Raw genomic sequence first — 20,015 nt, forward strand, 5'->3', positions numbered from 1 at the left:
ACGGGGCGGCCGACGAATCGAGTCCGACCCATGCGGCCCTGCGCCCTCGTCCCTCCCCTCGCCCTGCCCGCCGTGGCGGCGCTCCTGCTCAGCGGCTGCGGCACCGCCCCGGCGACGCCCGCGGCGGCCCCCTCCGAGCGATTCCCGGTCAACGTCACCACCTGTGACTTCACCTCCGAGGTGCGGGCGGAGCCGCGCCGCATCGTCACGATGAACCAGGGCGCGACCGAGGTGGCGCTCGCGCTCGGCGTCGCCGACCGGATGGTGGGCACGGCCTACCTCGATGACGCCGTCGCCCCGCGCTTCCGGGCCGACTACGAGCGGATCCCCGTGCTGGCGGCGAAGTACCCCACGCAGGAGACGATGCTCTCGGTGCGGCCGGACCTCGTCTACGGCTCGTACAACTCGGCGTTCAGCGAGAAGAACGCCGGCGACCGCGCGCGCCTGCAGGGCCAGGGCATCGCCACCCTCCTGGCCCCGGCCGGCTGCGCGACGAAGCCGGCGCGCGCGTCGTGGGACCTGATCTGGGACGAGCTGACCGCCGCGGGCAAGGCCTTCGGCACCGAGGACGCCGCGGCGAAGCTCGTCGCGGAGCAGAAGAACGAGCTCGGCGGGACCGCACTGAAGGGCGCGGCGCGCGGCCAGCGCATCCTCTGGTGGGACTTCGGCGCGCAGTCCGGGCTCAACGTCGGCGCCGGCACGGGCACGCCCCAACTGCTGATCGAGTCGGTCGGCGGCGTGAACGTCTTCGCCCACCTGCCGGGCAACTGGGCCGAGGTCTCGCTCGAGCACGTGGTCGGCACGAACCCCGACGTCATCGTCGTGGCGGACTCCGTCGGCAACACGGCGCAGGCGCGGATCGAGCAGGCGCGCACGGACCCCGCGCTGAGCCAGCTGCGGGCTGTCCGCGAGAACCGGTTCATCGTGATCCCGTTCTCCGAGACCACCTCCGGCGTGCGCCTGCTCGACGGTGCGCGGCGCCTCGCCGACGGCATCCGCGCGCTGCCGTGACCGCGATCCTCGTCGGCATGTCCGCCGGGATCGACCCCGTCGGACTGACCGCACTCGCCCACGGCGCCGGAGCGGAGCCCGCCTTCCTGCAGGTGCACGACCCCGCGCTGGTCGACGTCCTCACCGCGGTCGCCGACCGCGGCGCCTCCGACGTCCTGCTGATCGGCGCGGGCTGGGCGCAGCCCGGCCCCAAGCGGTCGTGGTTGCGCCGGGTGGCGGCGCACTGGCTCCGGGGCTACGACGGTCCGCCGACGCTCCGCCTCGCGCCGCAGCTGCTCGCCGCGCCGGACGCCGAGTTACTCGCGGCCGCGATCGCCGCGGGCGGGGCGCCGACGACCGCGGACGCCGCGCCCCTGCACTCCCCCGCATGGGAGGAGGTGCCGCGGCACCGGCACCAGGTGCTCGTGTGTCGTGGCCCCCGGTGTTCCGCGCTCGGCGCGTCGGCTGTGACGTCGGCGTTCGGCGACGAGCTGCGGCGCGCGGGCCTCGGCGACGACGACGCGCTGATCACCGTCACCGGCTGCCAGTTCCCCTGCAATCACGCCCCCGTCGTCACGGTGCAGCCGGACGACGCGTGGTACGGGCGGGTCAGCGTCGACGAGGTACCCGGCCTGGTGGAGGCACACCTGATCCGTGGGTGGCGCGCCGATCATCTCCTGCTCCCGAGGGAGCGCCGCGGCGATCCGGACCACGCCATCGCACCTAGGAAAATCGGTGAAGCACGCTCCGAATCGCCTGGGTGACCGTCGTCCGCTCAAAAGTCTGAACGAAGTCGAACGTCCGCTCCAGGTCCGGGCCGTTGTCGTGGCAGTCCCTGGCCGCGATGAGCGCGCAGAGATGGGGACCGACGATGGCTACCGTCCACTCGTCGACGAGGGGATCGTCCGGATCCAGAGGGGCCCTGTGCACGTTGCCGTCGCTGAAGGCGGAGATGCCGGCGCCGTACACACCGGCGAACCCGATCTTGTCGGCCAGCTCCATCGTGCGGCGGTCGTCGTGCCGAAATGCCCCGCGTGCTGGAGACCAGGGCAGTCGCCATGGCAGCGATTCCCTCACCACGGCCGGTGAGTCCGAGCCCGTCGGTGGTGGTGGCCGACAAAGAGATCGGTGCGGCGACGGTATCGCTCAGCAGCGCCTCGGCCTCGTGGCGGCGTACGCCGATTCGGGGGCGATTGCCGATCACCTGATCCCTGGCGGGGTCTTTGGCGTCTGCACGCTTCTTTCACAGGGGAGTGGAAAGATTTCATCAACCAAATTCATTCATTTCGTCGCCACTCCCTTGCAAGGCGGTGTAGAACACATATGGTCAGCTGAAACTTTAAAAACTTCACGCAGAGGTGAAAAATGTCGGCGAGTTCTGTACCCCGCACCATGCAGGCCGTGGTCTGCCACGGACCGGAGAACTACAGGCTGGAGGAGCTACCGGTACCCACTCCGGGCCCGGGCGAGGCGCTGATCAAGGTCGATGCAGTGGGAATCTGCGCCAGCGATCTGAAGTGCTACCACGGTGCAGCCAAGTTCTGGGGGGATGAGAACCGTCCCGCGTGGGCCGAGACCGAGGTCGTCCCGGGCCATGAGTTCGTCGGTACCGTCGTCGATCTCGACGACGCCGCCGACGACCTGCGCTCCGGTGTCGGCCGACCAGAAGACCTGGCCGCCGCGGAAGTCCTGCGCCCGGCCGCCGGGCACCGCGTACTCGGCGGTGACGCACGCCCCCAGGCTGGGCGCCTTGGGCGCGGCCTCACCGATCGCGCCGGCGATGCCGCAGGGCTTGGGGTTGGCGACGCCGAGCGCGGCCTGCACCTGCGGCCAGGCCTGACCGTTCTCGAACTGCCAGTACGGCCAGCTGTGGTTGCCCGACGGGCGGTAGAGCGCGTTGGCGGGGATCCCGAGCCGGTTGAGCTCGATGGCGAAGGCCTGGTTGGACGAGCGGGCGAGCACCTCGAGGGCCATTGCCTGGACGTCCGTCGGCGCACCCGTCCCGCCGGAGCCGTTGCCGGAGCTGAAGTACAGGCTGGTTCCGCGCAGCTTCTCCGCCAGCTTCAGCGGATCGTGCTGGGCCCAGGCGGGATCCGTCGGCGGTCCGTACATCGCGTCGGCGTTGAAACCGCCCGCGTCGCGCATGGCGATGCCGATCGACTCAGGCGTGCCCGGGGTGCTCGTGGAGAGGATGCCCGAGTACGAACCGGCGAATCGGTAGAGACCCTTGTTGCGGGCGGCCAGGGTGAAGGCGGCGGTGCCGCCCATGGAGACGCCGGCCGCGGCCCGCGCGTCGGTGGCGCGCCAGCCCTGCTGCAGCAGCGGCGGCAGTTCCTTGGCGAGGAAGGTCTCCCACTGGTAGTTCTTGCCGTTGTCGGGGCGCTTCCAGTCGGTGTACCAGCTGGACTGGCCGCCGACGGGCAGCACGACGGTGACGTTCTTGTCGCGGTAGAAGTCGGCGACGTTCGTCTCCAGCAGCCAGCCGTTGCGGTCCTCGCGCGCCCGCATCCCGTCGAGCAGATACAGCGTGGGGAACTTCGCCTTGGGGTCCGCGTGCCAATCGCGGGCCAGCAGCAGCTGGACCGTGATCGTGGCGTTCATGGCGGCCGAGTACACCGACAGGTCCACCTGATGGTCGCCCTGCCACTGCGCCCCGGTGATCCGGGACTTCGCGGGCGCCGGGTCGGCGTGCGCTGGCGCGGGGTTCAGGGCCGACGGTGCCACGACGGTGCCCGCCGCCACGGCCCCGGCCACGAGCAACGTTCCGATTCGGCCCAGCAATGACATGGGACCAGTGTTACATGCGTGTCATTCGCCGTCCCGGTGCCGCGCTGAGCGTGCCCGGGGTCACCTCGGGCAGATGTTGCGCGCCGCACCGTCCTCGTAGCGCCGGCGAGGCCGATACGCCGTGATAGTACTGGTCGATGACCGAAATGCACCCGCCCGCGGAGGGCTTCACCATCGACGCGGGCGGCCTGAGCATCGCCGGCGACCGCTGGCGCCGCGCGGCCGGGGGCGAGGGCACCACGCTCGTGCTCCTGCACGGCGGCGGGCAGACCCGGCACTCCTGGGACCGCACCGCCGCGGCGCTCGCCCAGCGCGGGTACGCGGTGATCACTCTCGACGCCCGCGGCCACGGCGACACCGCGTGGGCGCAGACCGGCGCGTACGCGCTGGGCGACTTCGTCGGGGACCTGCTGGCCGTCCTGGGCACGCTCGACGGACCGCCGCCCGTGCTGATCGGAGCCTCCCTCGGCGGCATCACCAGCCTGTGCGCCGTCGGCGAGAACCCCGGGATCGCGTCCGCACTGGTCCTCGTGGACGTGGTCGTGGACGCCGAGAAGAAGGGCATCGAGCGGGTCACCGAGTTCCTTTCGGCGCACACCGACGGCTTCGCCACCCTCGACGAGGTCGCCGACGCCGTGGCCGCCTACAACCCCACCCGCAAGCGCGCCCGTAATCTCGAGGGCCTCAAGAAGAACGTGCGGCTGCGCGACGACGGCCGCTGGTACTGGCACTGGGACCCGGCGTTCCTCCGCGGCGACGACCGGGGCGAAGCCCGCATCCAGGACAGGGACCGGCTCGGCGCCGCGGCGGCGCACGTCACCGTCCCGACGCTGATCGTGCGCGGCGGCAAGTCCGACGTGGTCAGCGACGAGGGCATCGCGAAGATGCTCGAGCGGGTGCCGCACGCCGAGGTCGCCGACGTCAGCGGCGCCGGGCACATGGTGGCCGGCGACGACAACCAGGTCTTCGCCGCCGCGATCGAGGACTTCCTCGACCGCCACCGGCTCTGAGCCCGCCGGAACGCCCGCCATGAATCCGCACCGGCGCGCGAGCCACGCCCGCGTCGCCGGGCCGATGCCGCTGCATCAGGGCCGTGGCATCGACTTCTGCTCCTCGGTGAGCGGCGGCGGGACGTCCATGCGGCACATCCGCAGCGTGTACTCGGGTACCCGATCGATGCGCAGCGCGTAGTTCGCGAACGAGAGCTTGAGATTGCGCTTGAACAGGTCGAACGTGAGCGGCGCGGAGTACGACGCCTGCAACTGCTGGATCTGCGGGCAGGTCAACGCCGCCCGCGCCTGGTTCACCCAATCGGGATCGATGAACGGCGGCAGCGCCGGCCGCTTCGCGTAGGCCTTCGCCTCGGCGACGGCCCAGTCCGGGAACATCTCCTTGTCGTGCCCGATGCGGCCGTCCTCGAGGCGCGCGGTGCGCGAGGCCATGGGCCAGGCGAGGCCGATCTGGTCCCACACGCGCACGTCGAGCGGCAGGTTCATGCCGGTCATGCCGAGGTTGGTGAAGAAGACCGTCTGCCGCTGCGGCACGTCGTCCGGCCGCGGGTAGGGCAGCGGGTCGATGAACCACCAGTCGTAATCGAAGGACGGCAGGTAGACGCCGCCGCGCGGGGTCGCGCGCAGGATCTCCTGCAGCGACTGCATGCGGGGGTAGTCGAGGTAGTCGTCGGCGGTGAGGGGGTGGGCGTGGCCGGTCTGCAGCGAGTAGAAGGCCCGCTCGTCGACGATGCCGGAGGTGCCGATCGCGGTGCCGTCGGGCTGGCCGCGGAAGGTGGTGGCGTGCAGCGCCCAGCCGAGGACCAGTACCCACAGGCCCGCCGCGACCACGGCGCCGGCGGTGCCGGTGGCCAGCCGGGCGATGCCGCGGACCGTCGAATCCTCGGGACGGCGCGACGGGATCCGCAGCGGGATCACCATCACCGGCAGGAGCAGCAGGAACAGCGGCGCGAGCAGCACGCGGCCCGACATGAAGTCGCCGCCCTGGCGCAGCCAGTACAGCGTCTCGATGACGCCGCCGAGGAGCATCACGACGACGATGACTGCGGGCCGCTGCAGGTGATCGCGCAGGCCGCGGACGCCGCCGCGCGGCAGCCGGAAGCGGCCGGTCAGCGGGGCGCGGGCGCCGCGCGCGGACAGCAGGATCACCGGCATCGCGACGGCCAGCGCCAGCACGGGAAGCCACAGCGAGTACGGCTCGACCAGGTTCATCAGGTAGGTGAAGCCCTGGCCCCACTTCGAGCCGGTGGCGTCCTTGGCGACGGCCGTGTTGGGCGCGGGCAGGCCGTAGTAGCCCATCCGGAAGATCTGGTAGCCGACGGGCAGGAGGCCCGCGGCGGCGGTGAGCGCCAGCCGCAGCTTCAGCCCGACGGGGGCGAAGAACATGACCAGCAGCACGAGGCCGCCGACGACGGCCATCTCGGGCCGCACCAGCCAGGACAGCCCGGCGACGAACGCGGTCGTGCAGGTGAGCGCCCAGTACCGGATCCGCTCGCGCCGCTCGACGGGCGCGCGGTCGGCCTGCGACCAGCAGATCGCCAGGTACCACAGCAGCGCCACCCAGAAGATGGTCAGCGAGACCTCGAGGCCCGACGTCGCGAAATCGCGGGCCGGGGGCAGCGCCATGTAGACGAGGCCGCCCGCGGGCAGCAGGAGCAGGCCGGAGCCGCGCAGCCGCGACCAGCCGGGGCCGCCGCGGTAGAGGCGCGACGTGCCGAGCATCGCCAGCGGGATCGCGGCGACGGACAGCACCAGCGCGACGGTGAGCACCACGTACTCGGTCTGCACGCGGCTGATCCACGAGAAGAACCAGATGATGTAGGTCCAGGCCGTGGAGGTGTTGACCTCGACGCGCTCACCCGCGTTGAAGACGGGGCCGTTGCCGGCGAGCAGGTTCCGGACGGTGCGCAGCACGATGAGGCCGTCGTCGGCGATCCACCGGCGCTGCCAGGCGCCGTACCCGAACAGGACCGCGCACGCCGCCACCCCGAGCCAGAAGCTGACCCGGGGTGCGGAGAAGGTGGACGGGGCCCCGGCGGCGTTCGCGCTCGCGTCGTCCGGGGCCGTGGCGTCAGGCGAAGTAGACCGCGGCAACGACGGTTCCTATCCACGCGATCGCGAGCACCTGCAGCACGCGATCACCCAGCGCGATCTCCTCGGGCTCGCCCGCCTCGCCACCGTCGACGTCCACGGCGTAGCGCAGGATCGCGATGGTGAACGGCACCATCGACAGGCCGTACCAGATGTTGTTCGGGTGGGCCGTCTTGTCGAACGCCCACAGCCCGTAGCAGAGGACGACGGCCGTGGCCGCGAGCGTCCACACGAACCGCAGGTAGGTGGTGGTGTAGTACTCCAGCGACTTGCGGATCTTGGCGCCGGTGCGCTCGGCGAGCTGCAGCTCCGCGTAGCGCTTGCCCGCGGCCATGAACAGCGAGCCGAAGGCCATCACCAGCAGGAACCACTGCGACAGGCCCTTGGGCAGCTCGGCCGCCACGCCACCGGCGACGGCGCGCAGCAGGAAGCCGGAGCTCACGATGCAGATGTCGAGCACCGCCTGGTGCTTGAGGCCGAAGCAGTAGCCCAGCTGGATCACGATGTACACCGCGATCACGATGGCCAGCTCCTTGTTCGCGAGCAGGGAGACCGCGATGGCCCCGGCGCCGAACACGAAGGACAGGACGTAGGCCAGGTTCACCGGCACCACGCCGGCGGCGATCGGGCGGTAGCGCTTGGTGGGGTGCGCGCGGTCGGCCTCGACGTCGAGGGCGTCGTTGATCAGGTAGATCGACGACGCGGCCAGACAGAACGCGATGAACGCGATGCCGACGTTGCCGAACTGCACGTACTGCAGCTGGTCGCGCCCGGCGGCGAGAGGAGCCACCACGACGAGGACGTTCTTGACCCACTGGCGGGGCCGGATCGCCTTGATCAGTCCGGTGGCGAGGTTCGACGGTGCCTTCGGCTCGCCGTGCTCGATCGGCTCCTCGCTCATCAGCTGTTCGATTCCTTGCTCTGGTTCTTCGAGGCGCGGCGCGCCGCCCGGTCAGCCCATAGTCTCTCACCCTCGATCGCGGCCAACGCGGTCGCCGCTCCGATCGCGGCGCCGGCGGCGACGTCCGTCGGGTAGTGCACGCCGAGGACCAAGCGGGAGGCGAGCATCGGCGGAACGATCGCGGCGGGCGCCAGCACCGCGCCGCCGGGAACGCCGGACGCGCGGCCCAGCAGGATCGCGCCGGCCGTCGAGCTGGTGGCGTGCGAGGACGGGAAGCTGAGCTTGCTCGGGGTGCCGACGCCGACCGTGATGTACGGGTGATCGGGGCGCTTGCGGCGCACGATCCGCTTGATCACGACGGACGCTGCGTGCGCGACGAAGGCGCCGACGCCCGCGGTGACGTACTGCCTCCGGCGCTGCGGCTGCACCACCGCGCCGAGCGCGGCGAGGCCGAGCCAGCCGAGCGAGTGCTCGCCGAAGTGGCTGAGTCCGCGGGCCGCGGGCACCACGCCCGGGCGGTCGGCCAGCTGCGCCTGCACCCCCACGAGGATCATCTCCTCGGGGCTCAGTGCCTGCTCCGGGGCATTGCTCACTTGCTCTCCTCGATCTCGTTCCGGGCCGCTCGCTCCGCTTCCCGCGCCGCGGGCTCGAAGATTTCGGACCACGCCTCGCGGCTGGTCAGGTCGGTGTACGCGGCACGGTAGCGCTGCTGCATCTCGGCGAACCGCCGATCCACCTCGCGGTGCACGGCCAGGCTCTCGCGCATGAGCGCGAACATCTTCTCCCGGTCGCGCTGGCGGTAGACCACGCCGCGGCCGTCGGCGGTGGTGACGGTGACCCCGTCGACCCGGCCCAGGCTGAACCAGCGCGCCTCGAGCGGCGGATAGTTGGCCTGCGGCACCTCGTGACTGCGGGGATCGGCCGGGCGCAGGTTGTTGCGGACGGCCTTGACCAGCGTCGACACCTTGGTCACGGGGTTCAGCGGGATCTTCGTGCCGAAGGCCGTGGCCTCACCCGACGTGCGCGGTAGCTCGGTGGCGCTGGGCAGGACGACGGCGTCGGGGTACTCCTTGCGCATCGCCGCGATCTTCGGCAGCGCGGTGGGCAGCAGCTCGTAGAGCGCCTCGGGGCCGCGCAGGAAGTCGCGCATGGCCTCGATCTGGATCGCGACCGTCGAGTACTCGAGGCACAGGAGGTGCTTCATGAGCGCCTTGATCGAGCTCTTGATGATGCCGCGGTGGTCGCCCTCGTGGTGGATGGCGGCGACGACGAGCCGGTTGCGCAGGTGGAAGTAGGCCTGCCAGTCGATCGCGTCGTCCTTGTCGGACCAGGCCATGTGCCAGATGGCGATGCCGGGCACCGTCGCCGTCGGGTAGCCGGCGCGGGCGGCGCGCAGGCCGTAGTCCCAGTCGTCCCACTTGATGAACAGCGGCAGCGGCAGCCCGATCTCCTCGGCGGCCACGCGGGGGATGAGGCACATCCACCAGCCGTTGCCGTCGACGTCGATGCGCCGATGCAGGTTCTTGCTGTGCTGCTTGTCCTGGAGCGGGTACTTCGAGAAATCGTGGTCGTACTCGACGAAGGGAGCCGCGGTCCACATGAAGGCGTTGCGGTCGATGACCTCGCCCATGCAGTGCAGGTGGCTGCGGTCCTGCAGGTTGAGCATCTGCCCGCCGACGAGCATCGGGGTCTTGGCGAAGCGGGCGAAGGCGAGCGCCCGCAGGATCGAGTCGGGCTCGATCGCGATGTCGTCGTCCATGTACAGCACGTACGGGCTGTCGGTGAGGCGCAGCGCCTCGTACATGATCCGGCCGTAGCCGCCGGAGCCGCCGAGGTTGCCCTGCTCGAAGCGGCGGTAGCGCTCGCCGAGCGGGGCGATCGCGGCCTCGTAGCCGGGGTGATCGATGACCTTCCTGCTGCCCTGATCGGGCATGAGCACGGCGTCGATCACCTCGTCGACCAGCGGATCGCTGGTGAGCGCGACGAGCGCGGCGACGGCGTCGTCGGGCCGGTTGAAGGTGGGGATGCCGACGGTGACGCGCTTGGCCGGCAGGCCCTCCTCGCCCACGGTGGCGTACCAGCCGGCGGAGATGATCTCGGTGTCGCTGTCGGCGGTCACGTCGAACCAGATCCAGCCGCCGTCCTCGAACGGGCCGAGGTCCGTTGCGAACTCGGCGACGCCGTAGCCGGTGGCGTCGGTCTCCACCAGGCTGCCGCCGAGGGCGATGCGCGCACCGTCGACCTTGGAGCGGTAGAGGTCGACGCGGGCCGTGCCCTTGAGCTCGATCCGCAGCACCACGTCCTGCAGGACGGTCCACCGGCGCCAGTACGACGCGGGGAAGGCGTTGAAGTAGGTGGCGAAGCTGACCTCGGACTCGCCCGCGATGTTCAGCGACGTGCGGGTCGGCGCGTGCGAGCGGCGCGAGTTGGTCTCGGCCTCCTCGATGTACAGCGAGCGCACGTCGAGGGGCTCACCCGGGCGCGGCAGGACGACGCGCTGCAGAAGGGTTGTCGCCTTGTTGGTCACTTGGCCGTCTCCTCGATGAGCGCGGCACCGGTTTCGAGATGCGGGCGCAGGGTGTTGTCGAACATCGACAGCGCGCTGGCGATCGCCATGTGCATGTCGAGGTACTGGTAGGTCCCCAGCCGGCCGCCGAACAGGACCTTCCGCTCCGCGGCCTCGGTCTTGGCGAGCGCCCGGTAGGTCGCGAGCATCTCGCGGTCCGACGGGGTGTTGATCGGGTAGTAGGGCTCGTCGTCGTCGTTGGCGAAGCGGCCGAACTCGCGCATGATCACGGTCTTGTCCGTGGGGTAGTCCCGCTCGGGGTGGAAGTGGCGGAACTCGTGGATGCGGGTGTACCGCACGTCGGCGTCGTTGTAGTTCATCACCGGGGTGCCCTGGAAGTCGCCCGTGGGCAGCACCTCGGTCTCGAAATCGAGGGTGCGCCAGCCGAGCCGGCCCGCGGAGTAGTCGAAGTAGCGGTCCAGGGGGCCGGTGTAGACGATCGGCGCCCCCGGCGAGGCGGCGGTCAGCTCGTCGCGCACGTCGAACCAGTCGGTGTCGAGGCGCACGTCGATGAGGTCGGAGGCGGCCATGTTCTCGAGCCACGCCGTGTAGCCGTCGACGGGCAGGCCCTCGTAGGTGTCGTTGAAGTAGCGGTTGTCGAAGGTGTAGCGCACCGGCAGGCGGGTGATGTTGCCGGCGGGCAGGTTCTTCGGGTCGGTCTCCCACTGCTTGGCCGTGTAGTGCTTGATGAAGGCCTCGTAGAGGGGGCGGCCGATCAGCGAGATCGCCTTCTCCTCGAAGTTCTGCGCCTCCTTCGAGTCGAATTCCGCGGCCTGCTCCTGGATGAGCGCCTTCGCCTCGTCGGGGGTGAAGTAGCGGCCGAAGAACTGGCTCACCAGGCCCAGGCCCAGCGGGAACTGGTACGCCTGGCCCTTGTGCATCGCGAACACGCGGTGCTGGTAGCCGGTGAAGTCGGTGAACCGGTTGACGTACTCCCACACCCGCTCGTTGGAGGTGTGGAAGAGGTGCGCACCGTACTTGTGGATCTCGATGCCGGTCTCGGGCTCGGCCTCTGAGTACGCGTTGCCACCGAGGTGCGGCCGGCGCTCGATCACCAGGACCCGCTTGCCGAGCTCCGCGGCGGTCCTTTCGGCGATGGTCAGGCCGAAGAAGCCGGAGCCGACGACGATCAGGTCATAGGTCGAAGAGTTTTCGGTCGCCACGGACGTTCAGGGTACCGGCCGGGGGGCGTCGATGACGCCACCCGGCCCGGGCCTGTGACTAAGCGGGGGCGTTCGGCACCGTCGGGACCGGCAGCGGGGTGGATCCCGCGGGCGCCGAGGGTGCCGCCGGAGCGGCGGGTGCGGTGGTCGCCGGGGCCGCCGGAGCGGACGGCGCACCCGGGGTGGAGGGGGCCGACGGGGCGGCGGGCGCCGCAGGGGTGCTCGCGCCGGGGGTGGCGGGGACGGCGGTGTCGCCCGGGGCGACGGGCACCGCCGGGACGCCCGTCGGGGTGTCGGCGGGCGTCGGGTTGAGGCCGAGCAGATCGCCCCAGCCCGGGATCAGGTTGAGCAGCGGCAGCGGCGGCAGGCTCGGCGCGCCGCCCGCGGCGAAGGCGGTGGCCCAGTTGAGTAGGGTCGCGGGCGCGGAGACGCCCGACGGGACGACCTGGGCGCCGTTCGCCTTCGTGTAGTAGATGGTGCCGTTCTGGTACGACTGCAGGGTCGAGCCGTCGGGGAAGGCGATCGGGTTCGCCACGACGCGGCCGAGCGTCCCCTTCTCCCCGCCGGCGGCGGCGTAGGCGGCCTCGATCGCGGCCTTGGGGGTCACTCCCTGGACTCCGGGCGCTACCGCGGCTGCGGCGGGCGGCGCGGGGATGCCGGGGATCGCCGGCGCGGCCGGCGCGGTGGGAGCCGCAGGCGCGGCGGGAGCGGCCGGCGCGGCGGGAGCGGCCGGCGCGGCCGGAGCGGAGCCGACGGGCGCGGCGGCGCCCGGAGCGGCACCGGGCACCGTCGGGATCGCGGGCGCGACCGGAGCGGCCGGGGCCGCGGGCGCAGCAGGAGCGGCCGGGGCCGCGGGTGCGGCCGCCGGGGCGGTGGGCGCGGCGGCCGCCACGGCGGTGGACGCGGCACCGCCGGTCGGTGCGGCCTGGGCCGCGTTGGGGGCGGTCGGGACCGGATTGAACGGGTCGACGGGGGCCGCGACGATCGGCTGGTCCACCACGCGCCCGGGCACCGGGGCCGCGGTGGCGCCCGACGGCGCAGTGGCCGCGCCGGGGGCGCTCGGGGCGCCGGGTGCGGGCGCCGACGCGGGGGCCTGGCCGTCGACGGTGAACCAGTCCGAGCGCAGCCCGAGCTTCTTGCGGACCTCGTCGCCCTTCACGGTGACGGTGCGGTTCGCGCCGACGATCTCCGCGGCCTCCACGCGGCCGGCCTGGGCCGACTGCGTCTTGACCACGCGGATGGACTTGAACTCGCCGACGCCGAACTCCTGCGCGATCTTCGCGGTCGGGACCTTCTGGGTCCAGTTCTTGAACGGGGAGACGACGTCGCCGTCGTCCTTGACCGCCGTGAAATCACCGCCCGCGGTGTAGCCGCCGGTGGAGCTGGAGAACTCGGTGGAGACGGCGTAGCCGTTCTTGGCCATGACCAGGCCCGCGGTGCTCGCGACGGCCCGGTCGGCGCGCGGATCCTCCTTGCCCGCACCGCCGTAGACCTGGGAGTCCTGCGTGTCGTTGTAGCGGTCGCCGCGCTTGGCGCTCTCGGCCAGCGCGTAGGACCGGGCCGCGATGGCCTGGGCGCGCAGGGCCTCGTAGCCGCCCTGGTCGGCCCACTCGACCTTGCTCTCCACGGGCACCACGCCGCGCACGTAGTCCTCGACGGTGACCACGTTGAAGACCTTGCCGTCCTTGGCCGCGACCGCGCCGCGGTAGGCGGCGTTGGTGCCGCAGAACTTGAGCAGCTCGCCGACGGGGCGGTTCGCCTCCGCGTTGAGCGGGGCGACCGTCGCGTCCCCGCCGGCCGGCACGGTCTTGACGACGGGGCCGTTGCAGCCGGTGGTGATGACGGCGTTGCCGCCCTCGAGCCGCACGGCCTGCCCGGGGGCGACCTGCTGATCGCCGATCTTGGCGCCGGCCGGTGCCAGCACGTTCGCAGCCTTCTGGGTGGTGAGCTGGACGCGGACGGGCAGCTTCACATCCGCGCGGGCCAGCTGGGAGCCGCCGTAGTAGTGGGCGACGATCTGCTCGGCCTTCCAGCCCGACTTCGCGTAGCCGAAGGCGCCCCACTGGCCGAGGCCGCGGCCGTGGCCGTTGCCCTGTCCGGTGAAGGTCACCTCGCTGCCGGCGGCCAGCGCCGGGTCGCCGACGAGGTTCGTGGTGCTGAGCAGCGCGGCCGCGCCGCCCACGGCCAGGGCCGGGAGCATCGCGAGCGCGACGGTACGCCGTCCGCGGCGGCGACGAGGACCGCCGTCGATCCACACGGGCATGGCTTCTCCTTAGCTCGACGCAGTGAGCCGCACCCGGAAAGGGCAAAGCTCAACGTGAGGTCGAGACTAACACCATCTGCCCCATTCGTCACCCGGGCACCATTTGTCACATCAGTCACAACAGGGCGTCCGTTCCTCCGCGGACAGACGTAACGCTCCAGGGAACGTATGCGCGCCACGCATACCCTCCGCGCAGAACTACTGATCTCCGCGGGTCCACGCGGGCCCGGACCGGCGGCGCGCCGTCGAACCCGAACCTAGAACCAGCGCTCCAGCACCCGGGCGACGCCGTCGTGGAGGTTCGTCGCGGTGACCGCGTTCGCGGCGCTGCGGGCCACCGGGTGCGCGTTACCCATGGCCACGCCCATGCTCGCCCAGCGCAGCATCGCGGCGTCGTTGGGCATGTCGCCGAAGGCGGCGGTGCGGAGGTCGCCGGTGAGCCCGAGGTGCTCGATCGCCAGCTGGATGCCGGTGGCCTTGGTGACGCCGGGGACGTGGAACTCGATGAGCCCGTTGTTGGTGGCGTAGGTGACGTCGGCGAGGCCGTTCAGGTGCGGGGCGATGCGGGCGTGCATCTCGTCCGACGTCAGCCCCGGCTGCCGGACCAGCAGCTTCACGGCGGGGTGCGCGAGGACCTCGGCGTCGGCGGCGGTCACGGTGTCGGGTTCGAGCCAGGCGTGCTGATACCCGGTTGACGCGGCGAACCGCGGCGTGGCGGCATCGTGCTCACCGTTCGCCACCCGCTCGGCGGCGAACCCCGCACCGGGGAGGTGGCGGTAGACGAGTTCGGCGACGGCCTCCAACAGCTCCGTCGACATCAACGCCGCCGAGACCACCCGGCCCGAGCCGGTGTCGTAGAGCACCGCACCGTTCGCGCACACCGCGAGCGGCGCGAAGTCCAACTGGTCGGCGATGGGGTCGACGGCCCGCGGCGGCCGGCCGGTGGCCAGCACGAAGTGGCCGCCGGCATCGCGGACCGCGTTCACGGCGACGTGCGTGCGCAGGGTGAGCCGCTCGTGGTCGTCCACGAGCGTGCCGTCGACGTCGCTCGCGACCAGGATCGGGGCGGCGCCGAGCACGTCGAGCCCCGGTGCGTCAGGCAGCCCCGCCGTCGATGGCGCGTCAGGCAGCCCCGCCGTCGATGGCGCGTCAGGCACCGTCGCCCTGACGTTCCTCCCGGGCCCGGCGACGCGCGTCGAGGTCGGCGGCGTCCATGGCGTCGGCCTCCTCCAGCGTGGGCGCGGTGCCCCCGAGCCGGCGCGGAACCCACGGCTCCCCCTGCGGGTGCGGGCCGTACAGGTCCTGCAGCCGCAGCAGCATGGCCTGCATCGACTCCTTGAGCCGCGCGGTCAGCTCGTCGGGCGGGCCCACCGGATCGAGCGGATCGCACACGCCGATGATGATGCGGAACTTCTTCCGGCCGAGCTGCTTGGGCAGGCCCTTGGTCCAGATCTGCTGGGCGCCCCACACCACGACGGGGACGATCGGCACGTCCGCCTCGATCGCCATGCGCGCGGCGCCGGACTTGAAGCCCTTGAGCTCGAAACTGCGGCTGTGCGTGGCCTCGGGGTAGACGCCGACGAGCTCGCCCGCCTTGAGCGCGTCCACCGCCGCCCGGTAGGCGTCGGCACCGGCCTCGCGGTCGACGGGGATGTGCCGCAACGCCCGCATGAGCGGGCCGGTCTTCGAATTGTCGAAGACCTCCTTCTTCGCCATGAAGCGCACCTTGCGGCGGCCGGCGGCGTACGCGGGCTTCCCGGCGAAGGGGAAGTCCAGGTAGCCGGTGTGATTGATCGCTACCACCGCCCCGCCCGAACGCGGGAACTTCTGGAAGTCCACCTCGGTGAACTTGATGCCTTGGAAGGCCCACATACCGCGGGCAACTTCGAGAATCGTTCCGTACACGGGTTCCACACCGTCAGCGTAGCCGCGGAGCCGAGTCCGCGGTGTGTCGCCCGGGTGCTCGGGCGCCCATTACGCTGTAGCGGTAACGAACACGGGCGAAAGGTTCCACAGTGCAGGTCACCAGCGTCGGGCACGCGGGTTTCCACATCTCCACCGCCGCAGGCACCATCCTGTGTGATCCGTGGGTCAACCCCGCGTACTTCGCGTCGTGGTTCCCCTTCCCGGACAACACGCAGCTGGACTGGAAGACGCTCGGCGACGTCGACTACCTCTACGTCTCCCACCTGCACCGGGACCACTTCGACGCGCGCAACCTCGCGGAGAACGTGAGCAAGGACGCCACCGTCCTGCTGCCCGACTACCCCGTGCCGGACCTGCGGCGCGAGCTGGAGAAGCTGGGTTTCACGAAGTTCTTCGAGACGCAGGACTCGGTGAAGCACACGATCAGCGGCCCCCGGGGCGACCTCGACGTGATGATCATCGCGCTGCGCGCCCCCGCGGACGGCCCCATCGGCGACTCGGGCCTGATCGTCTCCGACGGCGAGACGGTGCTGTTCAACATGAACGACGCCCGCCCCGTCGACATGGAGGTGCTCGACGAGTTCGGCGGCGTCGACGTGCACCTGCTGCAGTACTCGGGCGCCATCTGGTACCCGATGGTCTACGACATGCCGAAGGGCTCCAAGCGCCGCTTCGCCGAGCAGAAGCGCCAGCGCGGCATGGACCGCGCCCGCAGCTACGTCGACCAGGTCGCCGGCACCTGGGTGGTGCCGTCGGCGGGCCCGCCCGCCTTCCTCGACCCCGAGCTGCGCTACCTCAACGACGAGGGCCGGGTGGACCGGGAGACGATCGGCGGCGACCCGTCGAACATCTTCCCGGACCAGATCACCTTCCTCGAGGAGATGAAGAAGAACGGCAACGACGGGGGCCTGCTGTTCATCCCCGGCACCGTCGGCGACTTCCGCGGCAAGGAACTCGTTTCCCTGACCCACCCGGTTCCCGAGGCCGAGGTGATGGACATCTTCGAGAACAAGACCGCCTACCTCGACGCCTTCGCCGCGCGCCAGGCGACGGTCCTCGAGGCCGAGAAGGCCACCTGGGCCCAGGACGACGGGCAGCCCCTGCTGCCGGCCCTCAAGGCCAAGTTCGAGCCGATCATGCAGGCATCGCCGCTGATCAGCGACGGGATCGGCTACCCCGTCGGGCTGGAGATGGCGGATTCGACGGGGGCCGTCGAGACCGTGGTGCTCGACTTCCCGAACCGCACGGTCCGCGGCCCCGAGGAGGGCGACGGCAAGTACCGGTACGGCTTCCGCATCGCCGCCGAGCTGGTCCGCACCGTGCTCCGCGACGACGAGCCGGACTGGGTGAACACGATCTTCCTGTCGACGCGGTTCACCACGTGGCGGATCGGCGGCTACAACGAGTTCCTCTACACCTTCTTCAAGTGCCTCACCGACGAGCGGATCGCCTACGCCGACGGCTGGTTCTCCGAGGCGCACGACGACACCGCCTCGACCGAGCTGGACGGCTGGGAGGTGCAGCGCCGCTGCCCGCACCTCAAGGCCGACCTGTCGAAGTTCGGCGTTGTCGAGGGCGGCAAGCTGACCTGCAACCTGCACGGCTGGCAGTGGGACCTCGAGTCCGGACGGTGCCTCACCTCCAGCGGGCACGAGCTGCGCGCGAAGAAGCTGACATGAGCGGGCCGCGGCGTCCGCGCAACAACCGGCAGCGCGTCGAGGACTACTACGGCGTGCACGACACGGGCATGGGCTCGCGCCCGGCGCCCGCCGCACCGCCCGCTCCCCCGACGGTGCCGCCCGCACCGCTCACTCCACCGCAGGCCCCGCCCCCGGGGCAGCAGCCGCCCCAGGCGCCCCGCCGGCCGCGCGTGATCCCGCCGCCCGAGGTGCAGGTCGCCGCGAAGGAGGCGGCCCGTGCCGCCGCGGGCGCGCCCCCGTCCGCCCCGGGGACGCCGGACCCCGAGGCGCCGCGCACCAAGCCCGATCCCCTGACGGATCCGCTCACGTCGGAGACCTTCCAGGGCGTGCAGCAGGCGACGGACACGTTCGACGCGGGCGTGTTCGGCTACAGCGCGTCGACGGGGCCGCAGACGGCGTCGAGCACCTCCTCCACCGGCTTCGACGGCGGCTTCGACACCGCTTTCGACGGCGGCTTCGACCAGTTCGCGCCGCCGCGCTTCGAGCCCCGCGCCGAGAACCCCGTCGACGACCTCCGGACCGACGCGCCGCAGTCCTCGCACGCCGACGGGGAGACCTTCGAGGCGACGTTCGAGTCGCACCCCGAGACCGACACCCTCGACGAGCCCGACGAGTCGTACATCGACGTCGAGGTGGTGGACGTCGAGGTCGATGCGCCGGCCTTCGCAGAGCCGCTCGCGATCGACCCCTTCCCGTACACGCAGATCGACGAGACCTACGTCGACCCCGAGACCCTGCGAGACCTGCAGCACCGCCAGGCACCCCACCAACCGAAGGAATCCGGTGACATGACCGCATTCAACGAGTCCCTGAACGAAGCCATGACGATCGACGGCGCCCTGGGCGTGGCGCTGGTCGACGCGAGCAGCGGCATGGCCCTCGCGACGGCCGGCAACCCCGCGGAGTTCAACCTCGAGGTCGCCGCGGCCGGCAACTCCGCGCTGGTGCAGGCGATGGGTCGCACGCTGGGCGATCTGGACCTCGAGGACCACATCGAGGACATCCTCATCACCCTCGGCACGCAGTACCAGATCGTGCGCCCCATCAACCAGGGCACCGACGACCTGTTCCTCTACCTGGTACTCGACCGCTCGCGCGCCAACCTCGCGATGGCCCGCTTCCGCCTCACCAAGCTCGCGGAGCAGATCGAGCTCTGAACCCCGGGGCGCCGGTGGGCCTCCGGTCACCGGTGGGCCTACCCAGCCGATCCCCGACTCTCCGATTCTGTCCGCCCTGGCCACCGCGACCGCATCGGACAGAATCGGAGAGCCGTGTCTGAGCGCACGAGCCCGCCCGCGCGGAGGCGAACGCGAGCGATCGCATCTCGACGCGAACTCTCGGGTATCGACCCGACTACGGCCGCAGCACGTCTGTTCCGAGGAACGGCTGCAGCGCCGCGGGGACGCGCACGGAACCGTCGGGCTGCTGGTGGTTCTCCCAGATCGCGACGAGCCAGCGCGTGGTGGCCAGCGTGCCGTTCAAAGTCGCCGCGATCTGCGGCCGACCGTCGGCGTCGCGGTACCGGATGCCGAGCCGTCGGGCCTGGAAGGTGGTGCAGTTCGAGGTCGACGTGAGCTCGCGGTAGCGGCCCTGCGACGGCACCCAGGCCTCGCTGTCGTACTTGCGCGCCGCCGAGGAGCCGAGGTCGCCCGCGGCCACGTCGATCACCCGGTAGGGCACCTCGACGGCGGCGAGCATCTCCTTCTCGAAGTCGAGGAGGCGCTGGTGCTCCGCCTCCGCGTCCTCGGGCTTGCAGTAGACGAACATCTCGATCTTGTCGAACTGGTGCACCCGGATGATGCCGCGTGTGTCCTTGCCGTACGAGCCTGCCTCACGCCGGAAGCAGCTCGACTGCGCGGCGTAGCGCACCGGGCCGTCGGAGAGGTCGATGATCTCGTCCATGTGGTAGCCGGCCAGGGGCACCTCCGAGGTGCCCACGAGGTACAGATCGTCCTCCTCGAGGCGGTAGATCTCGTCGGCGTGCGCGCCCAGGAAGCCGGTGCCGGCCATGACCTCGGGCCGCACCAGCACGGGCGGGATCATCAGCGTGAAGCCGTTCGCCACGGCCTTCTGCACCGCGAGCTGCAGCAGCGCCATCTGGAACAGCGCGCCGTAGCCGGTCATGAAGTAGAACCGCGAGCCCGAGACCTTGGCGCCGCGCTCCATATCGAGCAGGCCCAGGCCCTCGGCGAGCTCGAGGTGGTCCTTCGGGGCCTCGATCTCGGGGACCTCGCCCACGTGCTCGAGCACCACGAAGTCGTCCTCGCCGCCGGCGGGCACCCCGTCGATGATGACGTTGCCGATCTTGCGCGCCACCTCGTCGAAGGCCTCGTCGGCGCGGGCCTGCGCGGCCTCGGCCTCCTTGACCTGCGCGGCCAGCTCACCGGCCGCGGCCACGAGGGCCTTGCGGTCCTCGGGGGCCGCCTTGCCGATCGACTTCGACGACGCCTTGTGCTCGGCCCGCAGGGTGTCGGCCGCCAGCACCGCCGCCCGACGGTCCGCGTCGGCGGACAGCAGGGCGTCGACCAGCGCCGGGTCCTCTCCACGGGCGCGCTGCGAGGCGCGCACACGGTCCGGGTTCTCGCGTACCAGCTTGACGTCGATCACGGGTGCCAGCC

Annotated in this window: 14 protein-coding genes and 4 pseudogenes; 6 read left to right on the plus strand and 12 right to left on the minus strand. The window is 71.3% G+C overall.

Annotated features, from left to right (window positions below; genetic code table 11):
• Positions 1-30 precede the first annotated feature (30 nt).
• Both FK529_RS02170 and FK529_RS02175 read left to right on the plus strand, forming a co-directional pair.
• Positions 31-1,011 carry an ABC transporter substrate-binding protein gene (locus tag FK529_RS02170; protein ID WP_146559140.1) on the plus strand — a complete coding sequence of 327 codons (981 nt, stop codon included), beginning with the start codon at positions 31-33 and terminating at the stop codon, positions 1,009-1,011.
• Positions 1,008-1,754, plus strand: a complete 747-nt coding sequence (locus FK529_RS02175) for a (2Fe-2S) ferredoxin domain-containing protein (RefSeq protein WP_146559142.1) — start codon at positions 1,008-1,010, stop codon at positions 1,752-1,754. The genes FK529_RS02170 and FK529_RS02175 overlap by 4 nt, the downstream gene beginning before the upstream one ends.
• On the opposite strand, the pseudogene FK529_RS02180 reads toward FK529_RS02175, so the two are convergent.
• Both FK529_RS02180 and FK529_RS02185 read right to left on the minus strand, forming a co-directional pair.
• Positions 1,714-1,977, minus strand: a pseudogene (locus FK529_RS02180) (DICT sensory domain-containing protein); the annotation flags it as partial. The gene FK529_RS02175 and the pseudogene FK529_RS02180 sit on opposite strands and share 41 nt — an antisense overlap.
• 43 nt (positions 1,978-2,020) lie before the next feature.
• Positions 2,021-2,197 (minus strand): annotated as a pseudogene (locus FK529_RS02185) (2-C-methyl-D-erythritol 2,4-cyclodiphosphate synthase); the annotation flags it as partial.
• 158 nt (positions 2,198-2,355) lie between these two features.
• Here FK529_RS02185 and FK529_RS02190 point away from each other — a divergent pair.
• Positions 2,356-2,625, plus strand: a pseudogene (locus tag FK529_RS02190) (alcohol dehydrogenase catalytic domain-containing protein); the annotation flags it as partial.
• A 45-nt stretch (positions 2,626-2,670) separates the two neighbouring features.
• On the opposite strand, the pseudogene FK529_RS02195 reads toward FK529_RS02190, so the two are convergent.
• Positions 2,671-3,777: pseudogene (locus FK529_RS02195) on the minus strand (alpha/beta hydrolase); the annotation flags it as partial.
• Between the two features lie 137 nt (positions 3,778-3,914).
• On the opposite strand from FK529_RS02195, the gene FK529_RS02200 reads away from it, so the two are divergent.
• Positions 3,915-4,787: an alpha/beta fold hydrolase gene (locus FK529_RS02200; RefSeq protein ID WP_146559144.1), complete on the plus strand. Its 873-nt coding sequence runs from the start codon at positions 3,915-3,917 to the stop codon at positions 4,785-4,787.
• A gap of 75 nt (positions 4,788-4,862) precedes the next feature.
• Here the strand turns inward: FK529_RS02200 and FK529_RS02205 are convergent, their stop codons facing one another.
• The 8 genes from FK529_RS02205 to FK529_RS02240 all read right to left on the minus strand — a co-directional run bounded on the left by FK529_RS02205 (position 4,863) and on the right by FK529_RS02240 (position 15,685).
• Entirely contained in the window at positions 4,863-6,881 is a 2,019-nt protein-coding gene (locus FK529_RS02205; RefSeq protein WP_146559146.1) for an arabinofuranosyltransferase AftB family protein, read from the minus strand.
• Entirely contained in the window at positions 6,859-7,779 is a 921-nt protein-coding gene (locus FK529_RS02210) for a decaprenyl-phosphate phosphoribosyltransferase (RefSeq protein WP_146559148.1), read from the minus strand. Before FK529_RS02210 ends, FK529_RS02205 begins: the two co-directional genes overlap by 23 nt.
• Positions 7,779-8,372 carry a phosphatase PAP2 family protein gene (locus FK529_RS02215; protein ID WP_438947162.1) on the minus strand — a complete coding sequence of 198 codons (594 nt, stop codon included), beginning with the start codon at positions 8,370-8,372 and terminating at the stop codon, positions 7,779-7,781. Before FK529_RS02215 ends, FK529_RS02210 begins: the two co-directional genes overlap by 1 nt.
• Complete coding sequence (locus FK529_RS02220) at positions 8,369-10,306, minus strand: glycosyltransferase (RefSeq protein WP_146559150.1); 1,938 nt, start codon at positions 10,304-10,306, stop codon at positions 8,369-8,371. Before FK529_RS02220 ends, FK529_RS02215 begins: the two co-directional genes overlap by 4 nt.
• Entirely contained in the window at positions 10,303-11,508 is a 1,206-nt protein-coding gene (gene glf, locus FK529_RS02225; protein WP_146559152.1) for a UDP-galactopyranose mutase, read from the minus strand. Before glf ends, FK529_RS02220 begins: the two co-directional genes overlap by 4 nt.
• A gap of 58 nt (positions 11,509-11,566) precedes the next feature.
• A complete protein-coding gene (locus tag FK529_RS02230; protein WP_146559153.1) occupies positions 11,567-13,771 on the minus strand; it encodes a SpoIID/LytB domain-containing protein in 2,205 nt (734 codons plus the stop codon).
• Positions 13,772-14,028: 257 nt separating this feature from the next.
• Entirely contained in the window at positions 14,029-14,850 is an 822-nt protein-coding gene (locus FK529_RS02235; RefSeq protein WP_146559534.1) for an HAD family hydrolase, read from the minus strand.
• Between the two features lie 70 nt (positions 14,851-14,920).
• Positions 14,921-15,685: a lysophospholipid acyltransferase family protein gene (locus FK529_RS02240; RefSeq protein WP_146559155.1), complete on the minus strand. Its 765-nt coding sequence runs from the start codon at positions 15,683-15,685 to the stop codon at positions 14,921-14,923.
• A gap of 101 nt (positions 15,686-15,786) precedes the next feature.
• On the opposite strand from FK529_RS02240, the gene FK529_RS02245 reads away from it, so the two are divergent.
• Together FK529_RS02245 and FK529_RS20440 are read left to right on the plus strand one after the other, a co-directional pair.
• Entirely contained in the window at positions 15,787-17,376 is a 1,590-nt protein-coding gene (locus FK529_RS02245; protein ID WP_146559157.1) for an MBL fold metallo-hydrolase, read from the plus strand.
• Positions 17,373-18,554 carry a roadblock/LC7 domain-containing protein gene (locus tag FK529_RS20440; RefSeq protein WP_231702879.1) on the plus strand — a complete coding sequence of 394 codons (1,182 nt, stop codon included), beginning with the start codon at positions 17,373-17,375 and terminating at the stop codon, positions 18,552-18,554. The genes FK529_RS02245 and FK529_RS20440 overlap by 4 nt, the downstream gene beginning before the upstream one ends.
• A 196-nt stretch (positions 18,555-18,750) precedes the next feature.
• On the opposite strand, the gene serS is transcribed toward FK529_RS20440, so the two are convergent.
• Entirely contained in the window at positions 18,751-20,004 is a 1,254-nt protein-coding gene (serS, locus tag FK529_RS02255; RefSeq protein ID WP_146559159.1) for a serine--tRNA ligase, read from the minus strand.
• Positions 20,005-20,015 lie beyond the last annotated feature (11 nt).

Origin of the sequence: Tsukamurella asaccharolytica (assembly GCF_007858435.1) — a bacterium.
Lineage (GTDB): Bacteria > Actinomycetota > Actinomycetes > Mycobacteriales > Mycobacteriaceae > Tsukamurella > Tsukamurella asaccharolytica.

What these genes read in the sequence shown, in the direction of transcription:
- FK529_RS02170 (WP_146559140.1), top strand. Translation starts at nt 31, where the DNA reads ATGCGGCCCTGCGCCCTCGTCCCTCCCCTCGCCCTGCCCGCCGTGGCG.
- FK529_RS02230 (WP_146559153.1), bottom strand. Translation starts at nt 13,771, where the DNA reads ATGCCCGTGTGGATCGACGGCGGTCCTCGTCGCCGCCGCGGACGGCGT.
- FK529_RS02210 (WP_146559148.1), bottom strand. Translation starts at nt 7,779, where the DNA reads ATGAGCGAGGAGCCGATCGAGCACGGCGAGCCGAAGGCACCGTCGAAC.
- FK529_RS02200 (WP_146559144.1), top strand. Translation starts at nt 3,915, where the DNA reads ATGACCGAAATGCACCCGCCCGCGGAGGGCTTCACCATCGACGCGGGC.
- FK529_RS20440 (WP_231702879.1), top strand. Translation starts at nt 17,373, where the DNA reads ATGAGCGGGCCGCGGCGTCCGCGCAACAACCGGCAGCGCGTCGAGGAC.